Below are 25,139 nucleotides of genomic sequence, written 5' to 3'. Positions count from 1 at the left end.
TTAAAAACCTCCCAGTCTAAGTCTTTCCTTTTGAAAAGAGGGTGTCTAGAGAGACGATTATACTGTCTACTAGCACCCACCTTCATTCTATTCCCTTATCCTTTTATTACCCTTTATTCATTATGCGTAAGAGTGTAAACCTGCAATCACTAAGTTTACAAAAATCAAGTTGAACATAATGATAGCAAAGCCAATGACAGCTAGCCAAGCGGAGCGCTCACCATGCCATCCTCTTGAAAGTCGTAAGTGTAAATATGCAGCGTAAAACAACCAAGTAATAAGAGCCCAAACTTCTTTCGGGTCCCATCCCCAGAAGCGCGTCCACGCGATTTGTGCCCAAATCATTGCGAAAATTAGGGCACCTAACGTAAACACCGGGAATCCTATCGCTACTGAACGATAGCCTATTTCATCTACAACATCTAGATTGATGTTTTTCACAAGTGGCTGTAACGCTTCCGAAATTCGTTTTCGTAGGATTAGACGAATGATTCCATAAAGGAAAATCCCAACAAGCGTTGACCAAATGACCGTATTTAGCTTCCGAGCAGATATAATAGCTGGCATTTCAACAAAAGCTTCAAATTTACCTTCTGTTAGTAGCTCCCCTTCATTGGGTCCTACTAAAGATGGAAGTGAATAAACCATTTCACTTTCGACTCCATCTTTATCAATCCATTTGTAAATGGCCTCGTATCCCATCGATCTAAATGTAGTTGATACGATGATAAATGCTAAAGTCGTAACTAAGACAAACATAATGGCTTCTAACCAAAACGTCTTTTTTGACGGTTTGGTGTGATCAACAACTTTTACTAAATATAGGACTCCCGCTACAAAACTTACAGCAAGAATAGCTTGTCCTGCAGCCGCTGTTGTGACATGAATTTTCAGCCAATCGCTTTGAAGCGAAGGAATTAATGGACTAATTTCAGTTGGAAACATACTCGCATAAGCGATTAACAACAGGGCAATCGGCAACGTGAAAACACCGAGAGGAGCTGTTTTATAAATGAAATAAATAATGATAAATGCTCCAACTAACATCATTCCAAAGAATGTTGTGAACTCGAACAAGTTACTAACTGGAGCATGTCCAGCTGCAATCCAACGCGTGATAAAATATCCGAGTTGTGTAATAAAACCGATAATAGTCACAACTAGTCCAGCTTGAGCCCACTTATTTTTCTTATCATCTTGCTTACGCTTATCCCGAATTGCTCCGGCAAATAAAAATGTGCCAATTAAGTACATAAAAAAGGCAATATACAATAAATTACTGCTTAACTGTGCCACGTCATTCCCTCCTATTTGTTAGGTTTCACTCAACTGCTTTTGATCGACGGGCTTTTCTAAATCCGTATTTTGAATAACGTATTCCATTTCATGTTTTAATCCATACCAATTTTTATTTGTATGACCTGCTAAATGAACATTATTTTCATCTACACGGATCCAAATTCGACGATGGTGCCAATATGAACCTTGAATGAGTCCAATCATAAAGATTGCTCCACCGAGACCTAATATCCATAATGTTAAGTCTTTTCGAACTGTTAAACCCGTTACATTAATCGTTTTTACGTCTACAAACTTCATCTTAAACTGATTGTCGCCGTTTGGCTCAATTGTTTGTTGAATCGCTACAAAACTCGTTTCACCATCAGGCGTTTCAGGGGTGATCATATTAAATACGAATGCAGGATTATTCGGTACTCGCGTACGTGTATCTGGTTCACCTGCCGAATTGAAATAAAAATCAGGTAAATAACTAGCAATCTCTACTTTGTAACCATTCCCTAAATCATACTCTTTTTCAGGATCAAGAAGATTAATTGTCACATTACCAAAACTCTTCCCCGATTCCTTCTCAATTAGCTCAAACGTCATTTCATTTAGCTCATTAAGGCGGTAATCTACTTGATAAACAGCAAATGACTCAAATTTTAACGGTTCGTTTACCCGTATTTCTTCGTCCTTTACTTTATCTAATTGAGCTTCGGCTCCAGGTAATGTTTCTTCAGGCTTTTCATAAAGTGTAACATTGGTTTGATAGTTTTTCGCTACCATTCCGTCTCCTACACGTGAAATCGCTTCCTGAAACACTTCCTTTTCTTTTTCCTTTGAATACGTTTCATAAATAAATTGGTGATTTTCTAAATAGTATTTTCCTTCCGTACCAGGAATTTCTCTCGTTTCCCCTTCTCGTAACCATAATACTTCATCGACGTACATCCCTGGGACGTATCGCAACATGACACCAAATAAGAAAATGATGAGACCGATATGGTTTACATAAGGCCCCCAACGAGAGAAACGATTTTTTTCAGCCAACACATTTCCATTTTCAGTACGAACATGATATCGTTTTTCTTCAAGTTTTTCTCGTACCATTGACACTGTTTCAGATGCATTCCCAACGGAAGATAAGCTATATAACCGCTGACGTTTCATAAAAGAAACGTGTCTTGTAACTCCTTGCTTCTTCAATGCACGGTAAAGTGGAATCACGCGGTCCAAACTACAAATAACTAGCGAGACGCCAATGGACGCCACAAGGATCATATACCACCATGAACCGTACAAATTGTGAAATCCAAGCGCATAATAGATTTGCCCTAAGACGCCGTATTCATCTTGATAAAAATCTTCTGGGCGCACGTTCGGAGGAATATACATCTCTTGTGGAAAGATTGTCCCAATTGCTGATGCAATTAATGTAATAACAATTAATGAAACTCCAACTTTAACGGATGAAAAAAAGTTCCAGATTTTATCGATTACTGTTTTATTATGCGTTTGTGAACGTCTTGCACTACCATCATAGCGCATGTCAATCAACGGACGACTCTTTTCTATTTCTTCGCCAATCGACCGACCACAGCTTTCACAAATAACCGTTCCATGAGGGTTTACATGACCACATTCACATTTAATTTCTTCCATGTTGAAAACTCCCTGTTCAAGGTTTGATTAATTCCATATAATCCCGTATGTTACGCTCCGTCATCTGCCCTGTAATAATATCAATAACCTCACCATCAGGATTGATTAAAAAAGTGGTAGGTAACGGATCTACTCCGTATGCGTTTAATACTTCCATGTTTTTATCTAACACTACGGGGAAGGAAAGCCCGTGTTGATTCACGAAATTTTCAACAGCTAAGTTCGATTCAGCAACATTAATGGCTATGATTTCTACCCCTTGTTCCTTGTAATACTGATACTGCCTTTCCATATAAGGCATTTCACGCTTACACGGTTCGCACCACGTTCCCCAAAAATTTAGGAATACTCCTTTTCCCTCAAAATCTGAAAGTTGAATGGATTCACCATCCAAGCTTTTCAATACGAAGTCTGGTGCAACTGAACCCACTTGTACTTTCTCTTTACTTACAAAAAAGTTAGAATATAACGTATATCCAAGGGCAGCAAGTAATAAGGATAAAATAACCGTTCGTATGATGAGCCGATTTTTTTTCATTGAAACTTACTCCTTTATTGTTGCATTCCGTTTCATTATATCATTTTTCTTCGTTTTTCCATTTGAGTTATTTTTGACGGTTATGTGAAATAATCGTGAATTTTTAACTTCTACCGTTTTTCGCTAAATGCCTAAGTTGCTTCACCTCATGTGGAGAAAGCTCTCGAGCATCACCTGGACGTAATCCGTGCAAGTCAAGAAATGCATAGCGTTCGCGCTTAAGCTTTAACACAGGGTGACCAATTTTTTCAAACATTCGACGAACTTGTCTGTTACGACCTTCATGAATAATGATTTCAATAATTGCCGTTTGCTTTTTCTTATCAATGGACATCACTTTTACCTTTGCTGGTGCAGTCATGCCATCTTCTAAATTGATTCCCTTTTCTAATTGACGTAACTCGGTCTTACTTGGGATTCCCTTTACTTTTGCAACGTAAACTTTCTCGATTTCATAGCGTGGATGCATGAGTAAATTGGCAAATTCACCGTCATTCGTCATCAATAATAAGCCGGACGTATCATAGTCTAATCGCCCAATAGGATAAACTCGCTTTTCTATATTCTCAAAAAAGTCCGTTACTACTTTCCGTCCTTTATCATCTTTCACACTTGAAATGACCCCTTTAGGCTTGTAAAGCAAAAAGTATACAGGCTCCTCTCGTTCAATGGGGACTCCATTTACTTCGATTCGATCTTGCTCTGTCACTTTTACACCTAATTCACGTATTACGGTTCCATTCACCTTAACTTTACCATCTAAAATCATTTCTTCTGCTTTTCTTCTTGAAGCAATGCCTGCATGTGCAATTACTTTTTGTAAACGTTCCATCGTATCACCTCTAACCAATAGTAATGCTTTCTGTCATTTTGGACAAGCGCTTATCTTATATATACTTACTTTTTCAAACCAAACAAAAACACGCCTTCTATAAGGCGCAACCCTTTAATCGTTGTCGAAAGAAAATCAAATTTATAAATCAAATTAAAATTTAACTTCTTTCGACTCACGTTAACGAACGAGCTAAATTCCCCATTAGTTTGCAAATAGGAGTGTAACAACAACAATGGACGCTACGATTCCAACTAAATCCGCAAGTAACCCTACTTTTAACGCATCTCCCATTTTCTTAATCCCTACGGCTCCAAAATACACTGTTAACACATACAGTGTCGTATCCGTACTTCCTTGCATCGTTGCAGCGAGCCTACCAATGAAAGAATCCGGTCCATATGTTGATATGATGTTAGTTGTCATACCTAATGCAGCTGTTCCAGAAATCGGACGAATAAGAGCAAGTGGAAAGATTTCAGCTGGCACATGAATAAAAGAGAAAATCGGCTGTAGCTTATTCATTAAAAACTCCATTGCACCAGAGGCTCTGAAAATCGTAATGGATACAAGCATTCCGACTAAATAAGGAATAATAGAAAACGCAATTTGAATTCCTTCTTTTCCACCCTCGACAAACGCTTCATATGTTTCGACTTTTTTCACAGTCCCGTATAATAATATAAACCCAATAATAAACGGTATCAACCACAATGATAGAACACTTACGATTTCCAACCGGTATGCCCCCCTCGCTTCGTCCGCTTATATCGAAAATAACGATCGATTATTATGGCACCAATGGTTGAACATAGCGTTGCCAAGAGTGTCGTTCCTACAATATCTGTCGGACTATCTGATCCATAGGTCATTCGAATGGCGATAACGGTTGTAGGAATTAATGTTAAACTCGACGTATTAATCGCAAGAAATGTAATCATACTGTTCGAAGCTTCATCTTTCCCACCGTTGAGTGATTTTAACTGCTCCATCGCTTTAATCCCTAGCGGGGTGGCTGCATTCCCTAGACCAAACATGTTCGCAATCATGTTCGAAAGAATATACCCCATTGCTGGATGATCTGGTGGAACTTCGGGAAATAATCTTTGAACAAAGGGACGAAAAAACAAACTAATTTTTTTCAAAAGCCCTGCTTTTTCTGCTATCTTCATGAGGCCTAGCCAAAAAACTAGAACGCTTATCAATCCAATGCAAATGGTCACCGCTTCTTTTGCACCATCAAAAATAGCTTTATTTACAGCTTCCATCGTTCCATTAAACATCGCAAAAATAATCCCGATCAGCGTCAATGCAACCCAAATATAATTAACCATCCTGACCGGCACCCGTTACGATAGAAAATAGTGCACGAAAATGGTCCATTAAGCTTTTTTGTTCTTGCTCCATTTTCTCATGGTTAAAATAAATAGCCCTTTCTGCTATTTTTTCATCGTTTAAAATGACTGCTAGCTGACCAACTTTTTCAGGAACATCTTCTGGGTCATCCCACTGATCGGATGGTTTTAATAACGACACATCGACCTTCACTTGTTCTTTTTCTTCTTCTGTTAATGGATAGATAATTTCCCGGTCAATAAAGATTTTTTTCTCATAAAACGGGTCATCTATCTTTTCTAAAGATCCGTCTTTTTTAATCAATACATTTTCGTATAAAGAAAAACCTCGATTGAACATATTCATATGATCGTTCCAGTCATCTGAATCATTTAAGGTTACCGCGATTAATTCTAACGAATCGTTAGATGCTGTTGATACGAGGGTTCTTTTTGCTAATTTAGTATATCCTGTTTTCCCCCCAGTACTATATTCATATAAGTTTAACATTTTGTTTTTATTGCGCCACACATACTTGCCATCTTCTGTTTTATGCACTTTTGTGCTTGATATTTCACGATACTCTTCATTACGCATAGCGTATTGCGTCAACTTTGCCATATCGTATGCAGTTGAATAGTGATCATTGTGGTCATCTAGTCCGTGGGGATTTCGAAATTGCGTATTCATCATCCCGATTTCTTCCGCTTTCTGATTCATCAAATAAACAAACCCTTCTAAACTTCCACCTACATATTCGGCAATTGCAACAGCTGCGTCATTTCCAGATCGGAGCATTAATCCGTACACTAAATCTCTTAATGTGATTTCTTGCCCCTCTTGCAAATAAATGGATGATCCTTCTGTATATGGAGCCCGACTACTGACTTTTACTTTTTCATCCAACTTTCCTGATTCAATAGCTAAAATGGCTGTCATTATTTTCGTTATACTCGCAATCCTCATTTTCTCGTGAGGGTCCTTTTCAAATAATATCCGCCCGGTATTTTGTTCTATTAAAATAGCACTTTGTGCCTGAACAGAAAAAGCTCCCTCAACCTTTTGTGGGATGTTCATGAATAAGAGGAAAGCAACTATAAGTAATACACATCCTTTAAAATTTCGCATAAACCGTTCACGTCCCCTTTTTTAATTCCTTCTTGTACATCATAATTTGTACAAGTTTATGCAAGAACGCTTTAGTTATGAGGGATTTTTCATTCACTCGTAAACAAGTAGAGGGGAGAAATCACGATATGAGTTGTTTTATATATACCATTTAGAGTGAATACTTGTGTATTCCGCTCCATAACATCGTGTAAATACAATTCTGAACAATGTACTAAAGAACAATTCTTTAGAAAAGAGCTTAAGAAAAGCGCAAAGCGCAAGTCCTTAGGCGAAGAGGCTTCCGTCGCCACAGCAGGGCCGAAGCGACCCGAGCTGATGGCGCTTGGAGCTAGACACCCAAAAAAACTGTAAAGAGAATACTTTAACACTTTATTGAACTTAAACTTTCTGTAACAACAAAAAAACAAGTGGTTGTTATGAACCACTTGTCTCCATTTCGGTAAACTTTTCAAAAAACAAATCCGCTTCTTCTTGAACAAAGTCATCATCCAAGGCATCAGATAATACCGGAAGTTCTTCAATTGTTTTTAACCCAAAATACTCGAGGAATTCTCTTGTTGTCCCATATAAGATTGCTCTTCCCGACCCTTCTGCTCTTCCTACATCTTGAATTAAACCTTTCGCAATTAATGTTTGGATCGGACGTTCCGATTTAACCCCACGTATATCTTCTACTTCCATTCGAGTGATTGGTTGTCTGTAAGCAATGATGGCCAAAGTTTCTAAAGCAGCCTGCGATAGCCCTTGATTTGCTGGTGTTTCAACCAATCGCTTTAAATATGGCGCGTGCTCTTTTTTCGTTGCTAATTGATATGCTCCAGCAACTTCAACAATCATGATTCCTCGTTCTTTTTTTTCATACTCTTGTTTCAAATCTTCAATGATTTCAAGAGCGACTGGTTCATCTATTTCCAAAACAGAAGTCAATTGCTTTATCGAAAGTCCTTCGTCACCAGCAGCAAACAATAGACCTTCAACAATTGATTTCCATTCAATGATCCCGAAGCTCATGGATTTTTTCACTCCCATAAATATAGATGTCAGCAAAATTTCGTTCCTGTTCAATATAAATATATTGATTTTTCATTAACTCTAAAATAGCTAAAAACGTTACGACTAAATAATCCCGTTGATCGGATGGGAATAATTCAAAAAAATGACGTTTCTTTTTATGAATCCGAAGATCTTCAATGATTTCATCCATCCTTTTTTCAATCGGAATTTCCTGTCTTGTTACCCTTGTCGCTAATGGCTTTTGAAGCTTCTTGCGGCGAAGCATCTTTTGAAACGCACCAATCATATCATAAACGGTAACATCCAAATGAGGCTTATGCCCTTCCACAGCTGATGCATAGTCACTTAAGTCACTTGGCGGCTTCGTAAATATTTGTGCTCGCTCTTCTTCCTTTTCTTTAAGCTGCTGCGCTGCTTCTTTATATTTTCGATATTCAACTAACCGTTGAACAAGTTCTTCCCTAGGGTCTTCTTCTTCCATCATCAACACATCATCTTCCAACGATTCTTCTTGATGTGGCAATAACATCCTACTTTTGATGGATAATAGCGTAGCTGCCATTACTAAATATTCCGATGCTACATCAAGTTCGAGTTCTTGCATCGTATGAATGTAGGCTACATATTGCTCAGTAATCTTTGAGACAGGTATATCATAAATATCAATTTCTAGACGGTTGATTAAATGAAGTAAAAGGTCAAGTGGACCTTCAAACGCATCAATTTTCACAAGGTATTCCAATTTCATCCCACCGTTAAATAACTATAATTCGTGTTTTAAAGCATAACACAAAATGAATCAAATGAAGTTTTCACCAAAAGGCAGCTAAATTCTAGTATAGAACAAATATGCGTGTTCTCCAATAGTTAATTCTCGTCCATTGATTATGTAAAATTAATTTTTTCAATTCTTGTTATATTCGCCCATACATGTTTCCAACAATTTCATAAGATACAACTGTAAATGAAATGTTATTAAAGGAGGAAATAAAAAATGGGTGAATACAACTACGGTGCAGGATTTGCGTTAATTGTTGTTCTGTTCATTTTACTAATTATCGTAGGTGCTGCTTGGTTATACTAAATCGTTAACATGTAATCATTCGGAGCTGGTACAATGTATCAGCTCTTTTCATTCATTTATCGAATATTTTTATGGTAAAATGTTCTATAACTTCATTCATTAGAGGAGTAGATTATGTTTCCAAAACCATTTATTCAATATTTGTATCACTTCCATTGTGACCGTGACTACTTTGAATGCCACGAAATTTTAGAAGAATTTTGGAAAGAAGAAGATGTAGCTTCTCGCAAAGGCTATTGGGTTGCATTCATTCAATGCGCTGTTGCACAATATCATTACAGAAGGAACAACTTGAACGGAGCAACAAAAATGCTCCAAAATTGTATTCGTCTATTTGCCAAGTACGAAGATGATGTGACGGCGTTAGGTATTGACTACAACAACTTACATATTCTACTACAAAACCAACTTACCGCTATCAACGAAGGTCTTCCATATAGAAGTATACAGCTACCAATACAAGACGCTCGGTTGTTAACAGCTTGTCAAACATATGCTCAAAAAAGAGGAGAAAATTGGGGCAAGGAAAGTGATTTATCCAATGAGTTTATTCTTCACAAACATAAACTTCGAGACCGTTCGGAAGTAATAGCTGAGAGAGAAAGGCAAAAAATGAAGCGAAACCGTTAAAAGCCTTCCCTTACATTGTTGCATTTACAACCGTATTAAATTGAATATAAGTAAAGACTTCACTCTTTTGCAATTGCTATGCTTCAAATAGGTTGTACAATACCTGTCTAAGTAAGAAAAGCGCAAAGTGCAAGTCCTTAGGCGAAGGATGCTGGAGGACCTGCGAGGAGGCTTCCGTCGCCACAGCAGGACCGAAGCGAGCCGAGCTGATGACGCTTGGAGCTAGACACCAAAAAAACCGTAAAGAGAACACTTTATTGAACTTAAACTTCATGTAACTATAAAAAAGCAGAGACTTTCGCCTCTGCTTTTCACATTTCTTCTGATTCACATTTTTCAAAAAAAGGAGCAACTAAATCATTCGGATGAATATGCTTATCTTTGTAAATATCCCGGATGGCATTGACCATTTCTTTCCCAATCCCTTGATGACGATGAGAAGGGTTCACACAAAGATGATGAATTTCAATTTTTTGATCGTCCACTAGCTCAACACCAATTACTCCAATAATGTCATCATCTTTCCATAAAAACAGTTGCCAACGCTCATCTGTCTCGTACGTCTGAATCGTTTGTTGAAGCTTTTTTAAATCCTTTTCATTTGGCATGAATGATAATAAGCCCATTGCAATTTTTTCAAACGCTTTTTTATACCTAACTAACATAATAAAATCCCTCATTAATTATTTAACTTTCGTTTCGAAAGTAAGTACCGTCAATGAATGGTTATCACCATCCATCGTACTCCATGACTCTTAAACATTATATACAGTTTCCGAATGAATTTAAACTCCTTTCATAAAAAATTCACGAAATCGTCTTTAGTAAATTAGCCATTTCAATGGCAGATACCGCAGCTTCATATCCTTTATTTCCGGCTTTTGTTCCAGCACGTTCGATTGCCTGCTCAATATTTTCCGTTGTAATGACACCAAAAATAACCGGAATACCCGTTTGATTGGATGCTTGCGCAATCCCTTTTGCCGCCTCATTACAAACATAATCATAATGCGTAGTGGAACCTCTGATTACTGTCCCTAACGTGATAACCGCATCATATTGATTCGTTTCCGCCATCTTTTTCGCAACTAACGGTAATTCGAATGCTCCTGGTACCCATGCAACTTCGATATTATTCTCATCAACACCGTGGCGCACTAAGCCGTCCACTGCACCGCCTAGCAATTTGCTCGTAATAAACTCGTTAAAGCGCGCTACTACAATTCCTATTCTCAATCCTGTTCCTACTACATTTCCTTCATAAGTTTTCATTAATCATCCCTCCAAAAATTAAAAGTGTAACATATGTCCTAATTTAGATTGTTTCGTTTTTAAATACCGTTCATTTTCTACTTTTGCAGGCATTTGAATCGGGACACGTTCATAGATAGACAGGCCGTATCCTTCTAAGCCAGCAATTTTACGAGGATTATTCGTTAATAACCTCATTTTTCTAACACCTAAATCTTTTAAAATTTGTGCTCCAATACCATAATCACGTAAATCTGGGGCGAACCCTAGTTGCTCATTTGCTTCAACTGTATCCAGTCCACTTTCTTGCAACTTATAGGCCTTCATCTTATTAATGAGTCCAATTCCCCTACCTTCTTGGCGCATATATAGAAGGATTCCTTTTCCTTCCTTTTCAATTTGCGTCAATGCAGCATGCAATTGAGGGCCGCAGTCACAACGGTTCGATCCAAAAACATCTCCGGTTAAACATTCTGAGTGCACTCGTACAAGAACGGGATCTTCTGGAAGAATTTCTCCCTTAACGAGTGCCACATGTTCTTGTCCATCAATTAAGCTCGTATAACCAACTGCATTGAATTTTCCATATTCTGTCGGAAGTTCAATTGAAACTTCCCGCTTAACCAGTTGATCTTTTTTTGTTCGATAGTCAATTAAATCTTTTATAGTTATCATCTTCAACTGTAGCTCATCCGCAATTTTTTTCAATTGTGGTACACGAGCCATAGTTCCGTCTTCATTCATAATTTCACAAATGACCCCGGCCGGTTTCGATCCAGCAAGAATGGCTAAGTCTACAGCAGCTTCTGTATGACCTGCTCGTCTTAGAACCCCGCCTTTTTTTGCAATAAGGGGAAATATGTGTCCAGGCCGTTTAAAGTCACTCCCTTTTACGTCGGTACGTATTAATGCTTTGATGGTTTCACTTCGCTCAAATGCACTAATCCCAGTCGTTGTCGTTTTGTAGTCAACACTTACAGTAAATGCTGTCCCGTGTGGATCTGTATTTTGATCTACCATCGGCTTTAAGTCTAATCTTTTTGCATCGTCGTCTGTAATCGGTACACAAATAAGCCCTTTACCGTGAGTAGCCATAAAGTTAATCATTTCTGGTGAAGCAAACTCAGCTAACCCAATGAAGTCACCTTCATTTTCTCGGTCTTCATCATCAACGACAATGACAACTTTACCATTTTTCAAATCTTCAATTGCTTCTTCTATTGTATGAAACATAATGTATCCCTCCAACTAGAATCCATTTTTCAATAAAAACTCTTTCGTAATCGGTGAACGCGCTTCTTCTGCATTTGGTTCAGTTACGTACTTTTTTATATATTTTGCTATCATATCGCATTCAATATTTACGACATCACCGATTTCTTTCTCTCCAATTATGGATTCCGACATAGTATGAGGGATAAGAGAAAGGGTAAAATGATGATCATTGATTCCAAAGATGGTTAGGCTTGTCCCATCTATCGCAACGGAGCCTTTTAGAATCATAAAGTTTAGGAGTTCCTTCGGGGCTTTTATATCGTAATAAACAGCATTTTCCTCTCTTTTTTTGCGTACAATTTCGCCCATACCATCGACATGACCTGAAACGAAATGACCTCCAAATCGGCCATTCGCAGCCATTGCTCGCTCAAGATTCACTTTCGAACCTTGTTGAATCATTTTTAATGAAGTTGCTTTCATCGTTTCTGGCATGACATCAACGGTAAAAGATGAAGAAGAAAAGCTTGTAACTGTTAAACATACACCGTTTACAGCAATACTATCACCTAAATGAACGTCTTCTAAAACTTTTGACGCTTCAATCGTTAGCGTAATCGCCTCATTTGTCCCTAAAATTTTTGACACTTTTCCGATTTCTTCGACGATTCCTGTAAACATTTCGCACACCTCCTATTTTTACGTAAAAAAAAGCCCTAGGATTCATCCTAGAGGCATTTTGATCACTTGAAAGGCATGCTTAAATAAGAGTACGGACCATTACGTTTTTGCGGCAAGTTTTGTAAGCGCAAACAACCATATAGTTCAATACTCTTTCCTTTCTGTGATCCTTCTCCCATCCAGACTATAACTGTCGGCTCTGGATTCTCACCAGATCAGCCAAAAAAGGCTCACGGGCTAAGAAGATATCTCTTCATCACCGCCGGTCGGGAATTTCACCCTGCCCCGAAGGATACAGATTCATATTCTGTTTTCCTAATTTCCATTTTACATAAACGTTTAAACTGTTGCAATGAATAAGCTAATTATGGAGCAATAAACATCCAATATCCTGCACCCCATATTAAACAGACTAGGACGATAATGCCGAATAAAACCCAGTTTTTACGCATATCGACCCTCCCTTCACTCGTGTAATTGATCATTGAGATCAAATTACTCCAGCCTTTATATTCATCATCTATCACAAAAGTAGAACATTTAAGAAAATCTTAAATGAACAGAAAAAGAAGAGGCGATTTCACCTCTTCTTATAACGTTACTCTACATCCATTACTTCTACTTTCTCCATTACATCGCCATTTTTCATATTTAATACTGTTTCCATTCCGCTAGTCACTTGGCCAAATACCGTATGGACACCATCTAAATGTGGTTGTGGCTCATGAACAATAAAGAATTGACAAGAACCTGTATCTTTTCCAGCGTGAGCCATAGAAATTGCTCCTACAACGTGCTTATGTGGATTTCCTTCTGTTTCACATTTAATCGTATAGCCAGCAGAACCAGTTCCTGTTCCGTGCGGGCAGCCTCCTTGACTTACGAACCCAGGAATTACACGGTGAAACGTCAATCCATTGTAAAACCCTTCATTCGCAAGTTTCTCAAAGTTAGCCACAGTATTCGGTGCTTCGTTTGGATATAATTCAAATTCGACTTTCTCGCCGCTCTTCATCAAAATATAACCTTTTTTCGCCATGTTCATTGCTCTCCTTATGTATTTGTTCCTTTTTATTTTAGCATAACTATGGCCAAAAAAACAAAACAACAGACTCATACAAAAATTAAATGAGTTTAGATTTTTTCTTCCTAATATACGCATATTTTTGTTGTTTTTAGGGTATAGACGTATATGAAAGTTCCAATACAAAGTATTCAGTTTACACTTCTGCCTAATAAGGGAAAACGTGAAAGCTTCTTTTCCATAAAGAATTTAATATAAGCGTGTTTTCGATTAAATGGATTCTTTTAGGAAAAGTCAAATGTAAAATCAAAAAAGCGTCCCGAAACCAGGACGCTCTCTTCATTAAGAAGCTTTTTCTACGATATTTGGCTCTGTCCCTTTTTGTTTTATGCTAGCCACGATTTTCCCAATAATCGCTCCAACAATTGCAGGTGCTAACCAACCTACTCCTTCATTAAATAAAGGCAAGAAACTTAGTGCATTTTTCACAGCCGAAATATCAAGAGATGTAAAACCTAATCCATCTACTATACTAACAATAGCCGTACCGATTAATGCGAATGTGTAAACAGCCGAGTGACCGACCATTGACTTCGGGAAGAATGATAAGAACATCATTACAATTGCCAATGGATAAATCATGATTAATACTGGAATTGAAATTTGAATAAGTTGTGTTAATCCAACATTTGCAATTACCATAGAGAATAAAGATAAAATGACTACAAATGATTTATAGGATACATTTGGGAATACTCGATGGAAGTATTCACTACAAGATGACACTAATCCTACTGACGTCGTTAAGCACGCAAACGTAATCGCTAATGCTAATACAGTCGTACCAAAAGAACCTAATAAATGAGTTGCAGATCCTGATAAAATAGCAGCTCCATTTTCTGCTTGTCCAACAACCTCAACTGATGTAGCACCTAAGTAAGCTAATGAAACATACACTAATGCTAATCCAATGGCCGCAATAGCTCCTGCTTTAATTGTTGCTTTTGCTAATACTTTATTATCATTCACACCAAAGTTTTTAATTGCTTGAATTACAACAATACCGAACACAAGAGATGCAAGCGTGTCCATTGTTAAATATCCTTCAATAAATCCTTTAAAGAAAGCGCCAGATTGATAAGCTTCAGATGGTTCTCCAATGCTACCCATCGGAGTAATCATCGCCTTCACAACAAGAATAGCTAAAACAACAACTAAGATTGGCGTTAAAATTTTTCCTACTCGATCCACTAATTTTGATGGGTTCATTGCTAACCATAATGTAATAGCAAAAAAGACTACTGTTGTTAAGAATAAAGATAGTTTAGACGCATCGCTTAAAAATGGTGTAACCCCAATTTCATATGAAACTGTAGCTGTTCTTGGAATCGCAAAAAGCGGTCCAATCACTAAATAAACCATAAATGTAAAAACAATTCCGAAAATTGGGTGTACGCGAGAAGCTAACTTTTCTAAATTACTACCTGTTAATGCAATTGCTGTAACCCCTAGTAGAGGAAGTCCAACACCAGTAATTAAGAAACCAACAATGGCAATCCATAAGTTTGTTCCTGCTGCTTGTCCTAACGCTGGTGGGAAGATCATGTTTCCTGCACCAAGGAAAAGCGCAAACAACATTAAGCCAACTGTAAGTACTTGTTTGTTTGATAAATTTGTTTGCATAAAAACCCTCCTAAGATGCTGTTTATATCGAAATTTTCAAACAACTAAGAATAAAGCCTTTTACATCCTAACATAAGTCCCAGAAAAATAAATATACTTTTTAAAAGTTTTTATTTTAAATATATTAAGAAAATTCAAAACATAAAATTTTCATTTTCTAATATAATTTAATTTTAAATAACAATGAATAATATTTCAATATTTATTCACCCTTGTGACGAATTTGAAACTTTCCTATCTACTTTTTCGTCTAAAATATCGTAGTCTAGTATTTGTCTAGTAAGAATAGGAGGAAACATTCATGAAAAAGTGGTTACTTACTGTATTTTCACTTTGTTTGCTCTCCCTCCCTTCCTTCGCGTTAGCGGATGCTGCTGTAGGAGATGTTATTATGACGCTTGGAGAAGACTTAAGTGAAGAGCAGAAAAACTCTATTCTAGAAGAAATGTCTGCAACAGAAGATGCGTTAATGCTTACTGTCTCAAATGAAGAGGAACATAACTATTTAGGAAATTATATTCCGAAAGCTCAAATTGGATCGAAAGCTATCTCATCCTCAAAGATCACGATTGGGGAAAAAGGTTCAGGTTTAGAAGTTACAACGAATCATATTAATTGGGTAACAGATGAAATGTATTTAAATGCGCTCATGACTGCAGGTGTTAAAGATGCCACAATCTATGTCACAGCTCCTTTTGATGTTTCAGGCACTGCAGCTCTTACAGGATTAATTAAAGCGTATGAAGTTTCAACCGATGAAGTCATATCAGAAGATGTAAAGCAGTTAGCAAATAAAGAACTTATCGAAACAGCTAAGTTAGGGGATAAGATTGGAGCAGAGAATGCTGCTGCACTCATAGCCAAAATAAAAGAAAAAGTAGCAGAGAATGGTTTACCAAAGGACGAGCAAGAGTTGCGTAGTTGGATTGAACAGGCCGCAAAAGACTTAAATATCACTTTAACTGAAGAAGAAATTAATAACCTTATCTCATTGTTTAATGAGATGAAAAATTTAAATATTAATTGGGAACAAATCGGTGACCAATTAACAAAAGCGAAAGATCAAATTTCGAAATTCCTTGAATCAGAAGAAGGACAATCTCTTCTTCAATCTATAAAAGACTTATTTAAAGCCATTGCTGATTCCATTCGTTCATTATTTCAATCTTAGTGATGAAGGTAGCTTAACATAGATGTTGTTTATGCAATAATAACAGTTAAAACTTACCCGCTCTAACATGCAAAAAGGTGTATAACCTAACTTTAGGTTATACACCTTTTTTGTCCCTCGTTTCCGAGGTCATTTAACTAAATCAAACTTCCAAATTATTATGAGCGCACTACTGACTTATTCTTTAACGGTAAATCTAATTTAATTAAATCCTCGTAACTCTCACGTCGAATGACAAGCTGAGCTTCACCATTTTCTGCAAATACAACAGCAGGGCGTTGCAGTCGGTTATAATTGTTCGCCATGGAATACCCATAAGCTCCAGTACAAAATACTGCTAAAATGTCTCCCGATTTTGCAACCGGAAGCGGAAGATCCCAAATGAGCATATCTCCACTTTCACAACACTTACCTGCAATCGATACCGTTTCTTTTACTTCATCATTCATACGATTTGCAAGAGCTGCTTCATATTTTGCTTGATATAAGGCAGGACGTATATTATCACTCATGCCGCCATCTACCGCTAAATATTTTCGAATGTCCGGTACAACCTTTGATGAACCAATTGCATACAATGTCGTCCCCGCGTCTCCAACAAGTGAACGCCCTGGCTCAATCCAAATTTCCGGCACTGGAATTTCCAGAGCTTCGGCTTGTTCTTTCACGACATTCACCATTTTTTCTACATACATGCTCATCGGAATTGGATCATCTTCTGCCGTATAGCGAATACCAAAGCCTCCACCTAAATTGACAACTTCTGGAACAAATCGATACGTTTCTTTCCACTGTCCAATTTTTTGAAAGATTTTTTCTGTCGCCAAAACAAAACCTTGTGTATCAAAAATCTGAGAGCCGATGTGACAATGAATCCCTAATAAATGAATCCATTGATCATTTAGCACTTGTTCCATCGCTTGTTCAATTTGGCCATTGTGAAGGTCAAAGCCGAATTTCGAATCTTCTTGACCAGTTGTGATGTAATCATGTGTATGAGCTTCCACACCTGGTGTTACTCGTAACAGAACATCCACCTTTCGAGCATGTTCTTTTGCAAGTTGTTGAATCAATTGTATTTCATGAAAATTATCGACTACGATGCAACCAATATTTACATCCAATGCCATTTCTAGCTCTTCAAAACTTTTGTTATTCCCATGAAAATGAATCCGCTCTGGAGAAAAACCCGCTTGTAATGCCGTGTATAATTCTCCACCTGAGACAACATCTAGAGATAAGCCCTCTTGATTGACGAGTTGAAACATCGCAATGGAGGAAAATGCTTTACTTGCATAAGCAACTTGAGCTTTTACCCCCAATTCTTTGAACGTATCTTGAAATTCTCTTGCTCTTTTACGAATTAAAGCTACGTCATATACATATAGGGGGGTACCATATTCTTTTGCGAGTTCCGTTGTATCTACACCACCTATTTCTAAATGCCCTTTCTCGTTAATTCTACTTGTACCATGTAAATACATTTAGTTGCCCCCTTTATCACTTACATTCATCCTTTAAATAGTTAAAAATACATTAACACAAATCAATATAGGATTCAATGAATAATTCTAAACATTCAGCAAGGGGGAAAATTATTAAAAAATAATATTTTACGACGTAGGTTGTTTTTTCTCATTTTGCGGATGAACGATACTCGGTCGCAATTTTGCTCCTGGAACCGATGTACGAACGACGATTTGCCATAATGCCTTCGGATCAAATGGGATAAATGGCCACAAATAAGGAGTATTTAATGAACGAATGCTTGCAAGTAGTACTATATATAACGTGGAACCGACTACTAGACCTGGAACGTGAAATATAGCCACTAAAATAAGTAAAAATAGACGAACCATTTTATTTGCAATGCTTAATTCATAACTTGGGGTAGTAAACGTCCCGATTGCGGCTACAGATACATATAAGATGACTTCAGGAACGAAAAGTCCAACATCGATGGCAATTTGCCCGATTAAAGCAGCAGCAATCAATCCCATTGCAACAGATAAAGCGGTCGGGGTATGAATAGCAGCCATCCGCAAAAACTCAATCCCTAAGTCTGCTAAAAATAACTGAATTAATACTGGAATATTTTTCGTTTCACTTGGACCGATATAGGCTAAATTTTCTGGGAGCAACGATGGCTCTAGGACAAACAAAAACCAAAGCGGCAAAAGAAAAATGGATGATAATATTCCGATAAAGCGAACCCATCTTAAAAAGGTTCCAACTGCAGGTGCTTGCCGATATTCTTCGGCATGTTGGACGTGATGGAAAAACGTTGTTGGCGTAATAATTACACTTGGGGACGTATCTACCATAATAATGACATGTCCTTCAAGTAGGTGATTGGCCGCAACATCTCCCCTCTCTGTGTACCGAACGAGAGGAAACGGATTATACCCTTGTTTTACTAAGAATTCTTCTACTGTTTTATCCGCCATCGTCAACCCATCAATTTTGATTGTATTTAGTTCTTTTTTAATTACTTCTACAAGCCCAGGATCTGCGACATCTTCTACATACGCCAAACAAATATCCGTTTTTGAACGTTCTCCTACCTTTAGCATTTCAAATCGGAGTCGTTCGTCCCTTATTCTTCTCCGAATTAACGCGGTATTGACGATAATATTTTCTACAAAACCGTCTCGTGCACCACGAACAACCTTTTCTGTATCCGGTTCTTCAGGTGATCGCCCAGGGTAGCTCCTTACATCGACAACAAACCCAAAATCCGATCCTTCAACTATGAAGACGATTAATCCGGAAAGCAATTGATCGACCGCTTCATCTAACGTTTTAATCGTGCTTACTTGTTGATGAATTAACCGATTTTCTATGATGTCTTTTACTTTTGAACTTTCTACTTCATGATCGTTAACTTCTGTAATTTGCCTTAATAAGTCAATAATGAATTGTGTATCACATAAACCATTTACATAATAGAGATGCACTTGTTTGCCAATGATGGTAAACTTCCTTACACCTAAATCAAAGCTTGTTCCTAAGCCAATATGGTTTTTGAAGAAGCGTTCATTTTCTGCCAAATGGGAAGATATCTGTGTTTTTTCATCTTTCAACGTTTCCGCCATCGGATTCACTCCTTTCTAATATAAGTCGAACGGCTTGAGTTGTAATAGGCGATCCATGTTCGATACTATCTTTCCGATTCATCTTTCCTATATCTCCAATTCCTACAACGATTGGTGCACCCAGTTGGTCGATGCAATAAACCGTATCTCCACTCATTCTTCCCTCTTCAATATCTGGTACTCCGTATTTATCGACACCATAGGAAGTTAATTCTCCATATCGGTCAATACTAACATTTATCTTCGTCCACTCTTTATGATTCGAGTTAGAAGCGACAGCAATTACACCAAGCACCTCAATACGCTCATGGTTTGCTACATATTTCATCGCGATTTCACCTGGTCCTTCCCCTTGTAAACCACAGTCATCAAAAAGGACTAGGACAGGGTCATTAGGTGTTTGCAAAATGAGTTTGACAAGTTCCTCTCCTGATAACGGAGATGGATTCCCTTTTGACTGTGTGATACATCTTCCGCCGATTTGTTTGGCTACATGCTGAACAGCCTTTGCAGCATATTCATCTCCGTCTGTAATAAGTATCACTCTTCTATCCTTCATTTTCTTATCCTTTCGGCCTAAAAAAGACGGCAACTAAAAATGCAAAGACGATTGCAGAAGATATACCAGCTGATGTTAGTTCGAACACACCCATTCCTATCCCAATGAAACCATGTTCATCTGCTCCCTTCATCGCACCATGAAGTAAAGAATGACCGAAACTTGTAATCGGGACCGTCGCGCCCGCTCCAGCAAATTCGATAAAACGATCATATATCCCAAACCCATCCAAAATAGCTCCGATAACAACAAAAGAACTCATCACATGTGCAGGTGTTAGCTTGAATATATCTAACAAGAGCTGTCCAATGATGCAAATACATCCTCCTGCAATAAACGCAATAACATACTCCATTAGTGATGCACACCCCTTTCCGCTCGTTCGAACACAACTCCATGAGCAATTGTGGGGATTGATTCCTTTTGTTGGATCATCGTTGGACTTAATAATGCTCCAGTTGCCACCACGAAAACCCGGTCTACTTCTTTCGAACGGAGCATATTAAAAATATGACTAAATGTAACAACAGCGGAACAAGCACACCCACTTCCTCCAGCGAATACATTTTGATCAGGTCGGTAAATCATTAATCCACAATCAAAATGTTTTTCATCGATATCAATTCCTTCCTCTTTCAAAAGGTCCTTTAATATTGGGCTTCCTATTCCAGATAGATCTCCCGTAATGAACATATCGTAATCATTTGTTGTACGGTTTAAGTCTTGAAGGTGTCGTTGAATCGTGTCTGCAGCTGCCGGAGCCATGGCTGATCCCATATCAAAAGGGTCTTTTAATCCATAATCAACTACTTTTCCAATCGTTGCAGAAGTAATGACAATATCACTATACTCCTGGCTAATTAAAACCGCCCCAGCTCCTGTTACGGTAGCCGTTGCTGTGTCTGGCTTTTGTCCACCATATTCAGTAGGATAGCGAAACTGTCTTTCTGCTGTTGCATTATGACTACTTGTGGCGGCAACAATTTTATTCGCAAACCCACTATCGACTAATTGGGAGCCAATTGCGACTGTTTCCATGGAAGTTGAACAAGCGCCAAACATACAAATTGTTGGGATTTGTAAATGCCTTGCCACATAGTTTGATGTGACGTTTTGATTTAATAAATCTCCAGCAATAAAAAAATCAACTTGATCAGTTTGCAAATTGGACTTTGTTAAGCATTGGTCAATCGCTTGCTCCATCAGTCTTCTTTCAGCAAGTTCCCAATTATCTTCACCACAGTGTAAATCTTCATGTGAAATATCAAATGTTTGTCCTAAGGGACCTTCCGCTTCTTTAGGTCCAACAGCAGTACCCGATGAATTGACATAAATTCGATTCTCGAACGTCCAAGTTCCTCCCATTAATCCCATAACGATCACTCCCTTTAAGATAGGCTTACGCTTACAATGTAGCGAATGATACCGACGAGATACGCAGCTACCACCCCGAAGACGATAACACTTCCCGCAAGCTTGAACATATTGGTCGCGACACCAAGTACTAATCCTTCACTTTTATGTTCTAACGCTGCACTGGTCATCGAGTTTGCAAAACCGGTAACTGGTACCGCAGATCCTGCTCCTGCAAATTGTCCAAGCCGATCATAAATTCCAAATCCAGTTAATAGTGCGGAAATTAAAATTAACGTGGCAACCGTCGGATTCCCTGCATTTTCTTCTGAAAAATGAAACACATAAATGTACATGTTATTTATGACTTGACCGATCGTACAAATCGTCCCCCCCACAACGAATGCTTTCGTGCAATTCCAAATATAATTCGGCTTTGGTTGGTATTGCTTAATTTGATTTGAATAATCGTCTTTCATTTTATTTGTCATCGTTATCCTCCTTTTAGTGGTCGACAAAATAGAGCCAATGAAATAAAGATCCTACCACTTTTCCTAATACGATTGCACTGAGTAAAACCAGCATGTTTCGTTCCATTCCAATTCTTTTCGTGAGCAATGGAATCACATTTAGCACTTCTGTTAATGCTGCTGCTAGCATACCGATAAAGATGCCATCTAAAAGACCTATAACCGATAGCCAGTAAGAAGAAAGATCAAAAATCGGGTTCAATAAACTTAATACTCCACCTATTAGCGCGCCTAATATGACCGCCCATTCATACAATCGAACGTATGAAATCGTTTTTGTTAGCTGCATCAATCTAGGGATAATTCCTAAAACTGTTAAAAAGGCAACAAAGCCTGCTCCTACAGCAAGACCAGCGGATAAACCAATCATCATAATAATTAAAATGTTAATATTCATCGTTCTTCTTCAAGCTTTCTTTGTTTTCATTGATGGATAGGTATTGATCAATATTCATTTGATAATTAAAGATTTCCACTTCTAGTGGACTCGGCTCTTCATTTATCCGCTTTTTAAAGACATGGTTAAAGAACAGCACCATCCCTAAACCAAGGCCAATGGAATATGGAATTTGAAGAATCCACGGCTTCAAATTACGTTCACCCGTTAAAATCCGATATAATCGAACATGTACTTGCTGCATACTGACATCCTCATGAAAATTCATGATCGCAATAGCTGCTCCTACAAAGAGAAGTAACCATACGAATGAAAATTTAATGAAGGATAGATTTCGTTTTGGATAAACGATTTCGACAATCGTTTGATTTGGACCGAACGTATTAATCTCAAGAGTTGGATGGATTCGATGAATACTCTCAATCACTTGAATGACATCGATGACATGAAACGTTTTATCATGCTTTTGAACTTTATGAAGAACTTGTTCATTCAATTTTTGTTCAATCTCATCTTCAGCTACAACTTTCGCCACATCTTTCAGTTTAATTACTGCATCTGCCTTTACTTCAATCCTATTGCGAAGGCGTAAATAAACATTTCGGTTCATATTTCGCCTCACTTCCTACCTTTTTCCATTGTTACTGGTAGTATGTATTGGAAGGGAAACGCACATACCTGAAGAATCCGTCCATTTATTGGTAGTCCTATCCCATTTATTTTGATGTTATTTACAGTGTTTAAACTAAAGGCTACTTTTAAAATAAATTCATACTATTTGGCTACAAACACTTACTTTCCTCTAGATTCCGCCGGCATCACGTGTCTTCCGCTCCATTACATCGTGTAAATACGATTCTGTACAATGTACTAAAGCAACAATCCTTTAGAAAAGACCCTAATAAGAAAAGCGCAAAGCACAAGTCCTTAGGCGAAGGGCGCTTTAGGACCTGCGAGAAGGCTTTCGTCGTCACAGCAGGGCCGAAGCGACCCGAGATGATGGCGCTTGGAGCTAGACACCCAAAAAAACTGTAAAGAGAATACTTTAACACTTTGAACTTAAACTTTCTGTAACAATAAAAAGAAAAGATCGAATAAGTTAACCACTCATTCGATCTTTCATTTGCTTTAATATTTTTTTCTCTAATCGTGAGACTTGAACTTGTGAGATACCAAGTCGTTCAGCTACTTCTGATTGTGTTTTATCTTTATAATAGCGTAAATATACGATTAAACGTTCTCGTTCATCTAAATCTTGTATCGCGTCTTGTAAAGCGATTTTATCAAACCATCGATGCTCTGAATGATCTGCTATTTGATCTAGTAATGTAATGGGGTCTCCGTCATTTTCATATACTGTTTCATGAATGGATGATGGTGCACGAACCGCTTCTTGTGCAAGAACGACGTCTTCTGGCGGAATTTCTAAATGGTCAGCTATTTCTTGTACTGTTGGAACTTTTCCTAATTTCTTTGATAACTCTTCTTTTGCACGACGGATTTTATTCCCAAGCTCTTTAAGAGAACGACTTACTTTTACTGTTCCATCGTCACGTATAAATCGCTGAATTTCACCGATAATCATCGGAACCGCGTAAGTCGAAAATTTCACATCATAGGACAAATCGAATTTGTCCACTGATTTTAAAAGTCCAATACAACCGATTTGAAATAAGTCATCTGGCTCGTATCCACGATTTAAAAAACGTTGTACGACAGACCAGACGAGCCTCATGTTCTTCTGTACAATTAGATCTCTTGCATCTTGTTCCCCTTGTTGACTACGTTTAATCAAATCCTTGACTTCATGATCTTTTAACTGCCCATTTGAAAATTCGTTCTTGACCTCCACATCCATAGCTTCGCTCCTTAATTACATAAAGCTTTACTTTTTGATAAATGCTTCGTAAGCTTTACTGTTGTTCCTTGGCCAACAGTTGTTTCCACTTGAATTTCGTCCATGAAATTCTCCATGATCGTAAATCCCATTCCAGATCTCTCTAAATCTGGCTTCGATGTAAAGAGTGGTTGTCTCGCTTCTTCAATATTTTCAATTCCTTTTCCTTCATCTCGAATTGTTAAATGAACAATGTGGTCCTCCAACGTGCAAGAAATATATACGATGCCATCTGGATTTTGATCATATCCATGGATAATCGCATTCGTTACAGCTTCTGATACAACCGTTTTTATTTCTGTCAATTCATCCATCGTAGGATCTAACTGCGCAATAAACGCTGCTACTGTAACACGAGCAAATGATTCGTTTTGACTTACACTCGAAAATTTGAGATTCATCATATTTTTCATGACGCCACCCCCAATGTTTCAAGCGCTTGACCTTCCGATTCTTCCAAACGGATGATTTTAAATAATCCAGACATATCAAAAAGCCGCTTGACAGGAGGTGAGACTGAACATACAACCATTTCTCCACCAATGTTTTTGATTTGCTTGTACCTTCCTAAAATGACCCCTAAACCTGAGCTGTCCATAAAGTGTAACTCTTTGAAGTTAAAAAGCATATGTTCAATATTCTGCTTCTCCACAATTTCATTCACTCGATTCCGCAAATCTTCAGCTGTATGATGATCTAATTCACCAGATAAACGGACACATAAAACGTTCTTTTTTACCTCCATGTCAATCAGTAGACTCAACTAAAATTCC

The 25,139-nt window shown here is 37.9% G+C and carries 29 protein-coding genes and 1 riboswitch; of the genes, 3 read left to right on the top strand and 26 right to left on the bottom strand.

Annotated features, from left to right (window positions below):
- Positions 1-120: 120 nt before the first annotated feature.
- The 9 genes from ccsB to ML543_RS07205 all read right to left on the bottom strand — a co-directional run bounded on the left by ccsB (position 121) and on the right by ML543_RS07205 (position 8,544).
- On the bottom strand, positions 121-1,296 hold the full coding sequence (gene ccsB, locus ML543_RS07245) for a c-type cytochrome biogenesis protein CcsB (protein WP_243386468.1): 1,176 nt from the start codon (positions 1,294-1,296) through the stop codon (positions 121-123).
- Positions 1,297-1,314: 18 nt separating this feature from the next.
- Positions 1,315-2,946 carry a cytochrome c biogenesis protein ResB gene (gene resB, locus ML543_RS07240; RefSeq protein ID WP_243386467.1) on the bottom strand — a complete coding sequence of 544 codons (1,632 nt, stop codon included), beginning with the start codon at positions 2,944-2,946 and terminating at the stop codon, positions 1,315-1,317.
- Positions 2,947-2,962: 16 nt separating this feature from the next.
- Entirely contained in the window at positions 2,963-3,484 is a 522-nt protein-coding gene (gene resA, locus ML543_RS07235) for a thiol-disulfide oxidoreductase ResA (protein ID WP_243386466.1), read from the bottom strand.
- Between the two features lie 103 nt (positions 3,485-3,587).
- Positions 3,588-4,316 (bottom strand): 23S rRNA pseudouridine(2605) synthase RluB, encoded by a 729-nt coding sequence (rluB, locus tag ML543_RS07230; protein WP_243386465.1) that lies wholly within the window; start codon positions 4,314-4,316, stop codon positions 3,588-3,590.
- Between the two features lie 204 nt (positions 4,317-4,520).
- Positions 4,521-5,054: a spore maturation protein gene (locus tag ML543_RS07225; protein ID WP_243386464.1), complete on the bottom strand. Its 534-nt coding sequence runs from the start codon at positions 5,052-5,054 to the stop codon at positions 4,521-4,523.
- Positions 5,042-5,650 (bottom strand): nucleoside recognition domain-containing protein, encoded by a 609-nt coding sequence (locus ML543_RS07220; RefSeq protein ID WP_243386463.1) that lies wholly within the window; start codon positions 5,648-5,650, stop codon positions 5,042-5,044. Before ML543_RS07220 ends, ML543_RS07225 begins: the two co-directional genes overlap by 13 nt.
- The gene (locus tag ML543_RS07215; protein ID WP_243386462.1) at positions 5,643-6,779 is read right to left on the bottom strand and encodes a D-alanyl-D-alanine carboxypeptidase family protein; all 1,137 of its coding nucleotides are present in this window, start codon (positions 6,777-6,779) and stop codon (positions 5,643-5,645) included. The genes ML543_RS07220 and ML543_RS07215 overlap by 8 nt, the downstream gene beginning before the upstream one ends.
- 417 nt (positions 6,780-7,196) lie before the next feature.
- Entirely contained in the window at positions 7,197-7,793 is a 597-nt protein-coding gene (scpB, locus tag ML543_RS07210) for an SMC-Scp complex subunit ScpB (RefSeq protein ID WP_243386461.1), read from the bottom strand.
- Complete coding sequence (locus ML543_RS07205) at positions 7,774-8,544, bottom strand: segregation/condensation protein A (RefSeq protein WP_243386460.1); 771 nt, start codon at positions 8,542-8,544, stop codon at positions 7,774-7,776. Before ML543_RS07205 ends, scpB begins: the two co-directional genes overlap by 20 nt.
- 246 nt (positions 8,545-8,790) lie before the next feature.
- Between ML543_RS07205 and ML543_RS07200 the strand changes: the two genes are divergently transcribed.
- A complete protein-coding gene (locus ML543_RS07200; RefSeq protein WP_243386459.1) occupies positions 8,791-8,880 on the top strand; it encodes a YjcZ family sporulation protein in 90 nt (29 codons plus the stop codon).
- 114 nt (positions 8,881-8,994) lie between these two features.
- Positions 8,995-9,510 carry a DUF309 domain-containing protein gene (locus ML543_RS07195; RefSeq protein WP_243386458.1) on the top strand — a complete coding sequence of 172 codons (516 nt, stop codon included), beginning with the start codon at positions 8,995-8,997 and terminating at the stop codon, positions 9,508-9,510.
- Positions 9,511-9,821: 311 nt separating this feature from the next.
- Here ML543_RS07195 and ML543_RS07190 read toward each other — a convergent pair whose 3' ends face one another.
- From ML543_RS07190 to brnQ, 6 genes are all read right to left on the bottom strand, one after another.
- Positions 9,822-10,175 carry a GNAT family N-acetyltransferase gene (locus ML543_RS07190; RefSeq protein ID WP_243386457.1) on the bottom strand — a complete coding sequence of 118 codons (354 nt, stop codon included), beginning with the start codon at positions 10,173-10,175 and terminating at the stop codon, positions 9,822-9,824.
- A 142-nt stretch (positions 10,176-10,317) separates the two neighbouring features.
- Positions 10,318-10,782, bottom strand: coding sequence for a 6,7-dimethyl-8-ribityllumazine synthase (ribH, locus tag ML543_RS07185; RefSeq protein WP_243386456.1), 465 nt, complete (start codon positions 10,780-10,782; stop codon positions 10,318-10,320).
- A gap of 18 nt (positions 10,783-10,800) precedes the next feature.
- Entirely contained in the window at positions 10,801-11,994 is a 1,194-nt protein-coding gene (locus tag ML543_RS07180) for a bifunctional 3,4-dihydroxy-2-butanone-4-phosphate synthase/GTP cyclohydrolase II (protein ID WP_243386455.1), read from the bottom strand.
- Between the two features lie 15 nt (positions 11,995-12,009).
- Complete coding sequence (gene ribE, locus ML543_RS07175; RefSeq protein WP_243386454.1) at positions 12,010-12,657, bottom strand: riboflavin synthase; 648 nt, start codon at positions 12,655-12,657, stop codon at positions 12,010-12,012.
- 163 nt (positions 12,658-12,820) lie between these two features.
- Positions 12,821-12,954: riboswitch (FMN riboswitch) on the bottom strand.
- Positions 12,955-13,255: 301 nt separating this feature from the next.
- On the bottom strand, positions 13,256-13,696 hold the full coding sequence (locus tag ML543_RS07170; RefSeq protein WP_243386453.1) for a peptidylprolyl isomerase: 441 nt from the start codon (positions 13,694-13,696) through the stop codon (positions 13,256-13,258).
- Between the two features lie 327 nt (positions 13,697-14,023).
- Entirely contained in the window at positions 14,024-15,364 is a 1,341-nt protein-coding gene (gene brnQ / locus ML543_RS07165; RefSeq protein ID WP_243386452.1) for a branched-chain amino acid transport system II carrier protein, read from the bottom strand.
- A gap of 301 nt (positions 15,365-15,665) precedes the next feature.
- On the opposite strand from brnQ, the gene ML543_RS07160 reads away from it, so the two are divergent.
- Entirely contained in the window at positions 15,666-16,535 is an 870-nt protein-coding gene (locus ML543_RS07160) for a DUF1002 domain-containing protein (RefSeq protein ID WP_243386451.1), read from the top strand.
- A 158-nt stretch (positions 16,536-16,693) separates the two neighbouring features.
- On the opposite strand, the gene lysA is transcribed toward ML543_RS07160, so the two are convergent.
- From lysA to spoIIAA, 11 genes are all read right to left on the bottom strand, one after another.
- The gene (lysA, locus tag ML543_RS07155) at positions 16,694-18,019 is read right to left on the bottom strand and encodes a diaminopimelate decarboxylase (protein ID WP_243386450.1); all 1,326 of its coding nucleotides are present in this window, start codon (positions 18,017-18,019) and stop codon (positions 16,694-16,696) included.
- Between the two features lie 129 nt (positions 18,020-18,148).
- Positions 18,149-19,630, bottom strand: a complete 1,482-nt coding sequence (locus ML543_RS07150; RefSeq protein WP_243386449.1) for a spore germination protein — start codon at positions 19,628-19,630, stop codon at positions 18,149-18,151.
- Positions 19,608-20,189: a stage V sporulation protein SpoVABEA gene (gene spoVAEA / locus ML543_RS07145; RefSeq protein ID WP_243386448.1), complete on the bottom strand. Its 582-nt coding sequence runs from the start codon at positions 20,187-20,189 to the stop codon at positions 19,608-19,610. Before spoVAEA ends, ML543_RS07150 begins: the two co-directional genes overlap by 23 nt.
- Positions 20,190-20,193: 4 nt before the next feature.
- On the bottom strand, positions 20,194-20,544 hold the full coding sequence (spoVAE, locus tag ML543_RS07140; RefSeq protein ID WP_243386447.1) for a stage V sporulation protein AE: 351 nt from the start codon (positions 20,542-20,544) through the stop codon (positions 20,194-20,196).
- Positions 20,544-21,563, bottom strand: a complete 1,020-nt coding sequence (gene spoVAD, locus ML543_RS07135; RefSeq protein WP_243386446.1) for a stage V sporulation protein AD — start codon at positions 21,561-21,563, stop codon at positions 20,544-20,546. Before spoVAD ends, spoVAE begins: the two co-directional genes overlap by 1 nt.
- 14 nt (positions 21,564-21,577) lie before the next feature.
- Positions 21,578-22,033, bottom strand: coding sequence for a stage V sporulation protein AC (spoVAC, locus tag ML543_RS07130; protein ID WP_243386445.1), 456 nt, complete (start codon positions 22,031-22,033; stop codon positions 21,578-21,580).
- A 13-nt stretch (positions 22,034-22,046) separates the two neighbouring features.
- Positions 22,047-22,469 carry a stage V sporulation protein AB gene (locus tag ML543_RS07125; RefSeq protein WP_243386444.1) on the bottom strand — a complete coding sequence of 141 codons (423 nt, stop codon included), beginning with the start codon at positions 22,467-22,469 and terminating at the stop codon, positions 22,047-22,049.
- Positions 22,459-23,079 carry a stage V sporulation protein AA gene (locus tag ML543_RS07120; RefSeq protein WP_243386443.1) on the bottom strand — a complete coding sequence of 207 codons (621 nt, stop codon included), beginning with the start codon at positions 23,077-23,079 and terminating at the stop codon, positions 22,459-22,461. The genes ML543_RS07125 and ML543_RS07120 overlap by 11 nt, the downstream gene beginning before the upstream one ends.
- Before the next feature lie 489 nt (positions 23,080-23,568).
- On the bottom strand, positions 23,569-24,327 hold the full coding sequence (gene sigF / locus ML543_RS07115; RefSeq protein WP_243386442.1) for an RNA polymerase sporulation sigma factor SigF: 759 nt from the start codon (positions 24,325-24,327) through the stop codon (positions 23,569-23,571).
- An 11-nt stretch (positions 24,328-24,338) separates the two neighbouring features.
- Positions 24,339-24,779, bottom strand: coding sequence for an anti-sigma F factor (spoIIAB, locus tag ML543_RS07110; protein ID WP_243386441.1), 441 nt, complete (start codon positions 24,777-24,779; stop codon positions 24,339-24,341).
- The gene (spoIIAA, locus tag ML543_RS07105) at positions 24,776-25,129 is read right to left on the bottom strand and encodes an anti-sigma F factor antagonist (RefSeq protein ID WP_243386440.1); all 354 of its coding nucleotides are present in this window, start codon (positions 25,127-25,129) and stop codon (positions 24,776-24,778) included. Before spoIIAA ends, spoIIAB begins: the two co-directional genes overlap by 4 nt.
- Between the last annotated feature and the right edge of the window lie 10 nt (positions 25,130-25,139).

It is taken from the genome of Bacillus kexueae (assembly GCF_022809095.1).
In the GTDB taxonomy this organism is placed as follows: domain Bacteria; phylum Bacillota; class Bacilli; order Bacillales; family Aeribacillaceae; genus Bacillus_BZ; species Bacillus_BZ kexueae.
The sequence above is the reverse complement of the archived record's forward strand: the minus strand, read 5'-3'. Positions and strand labels throughout refer to the sequence as shown.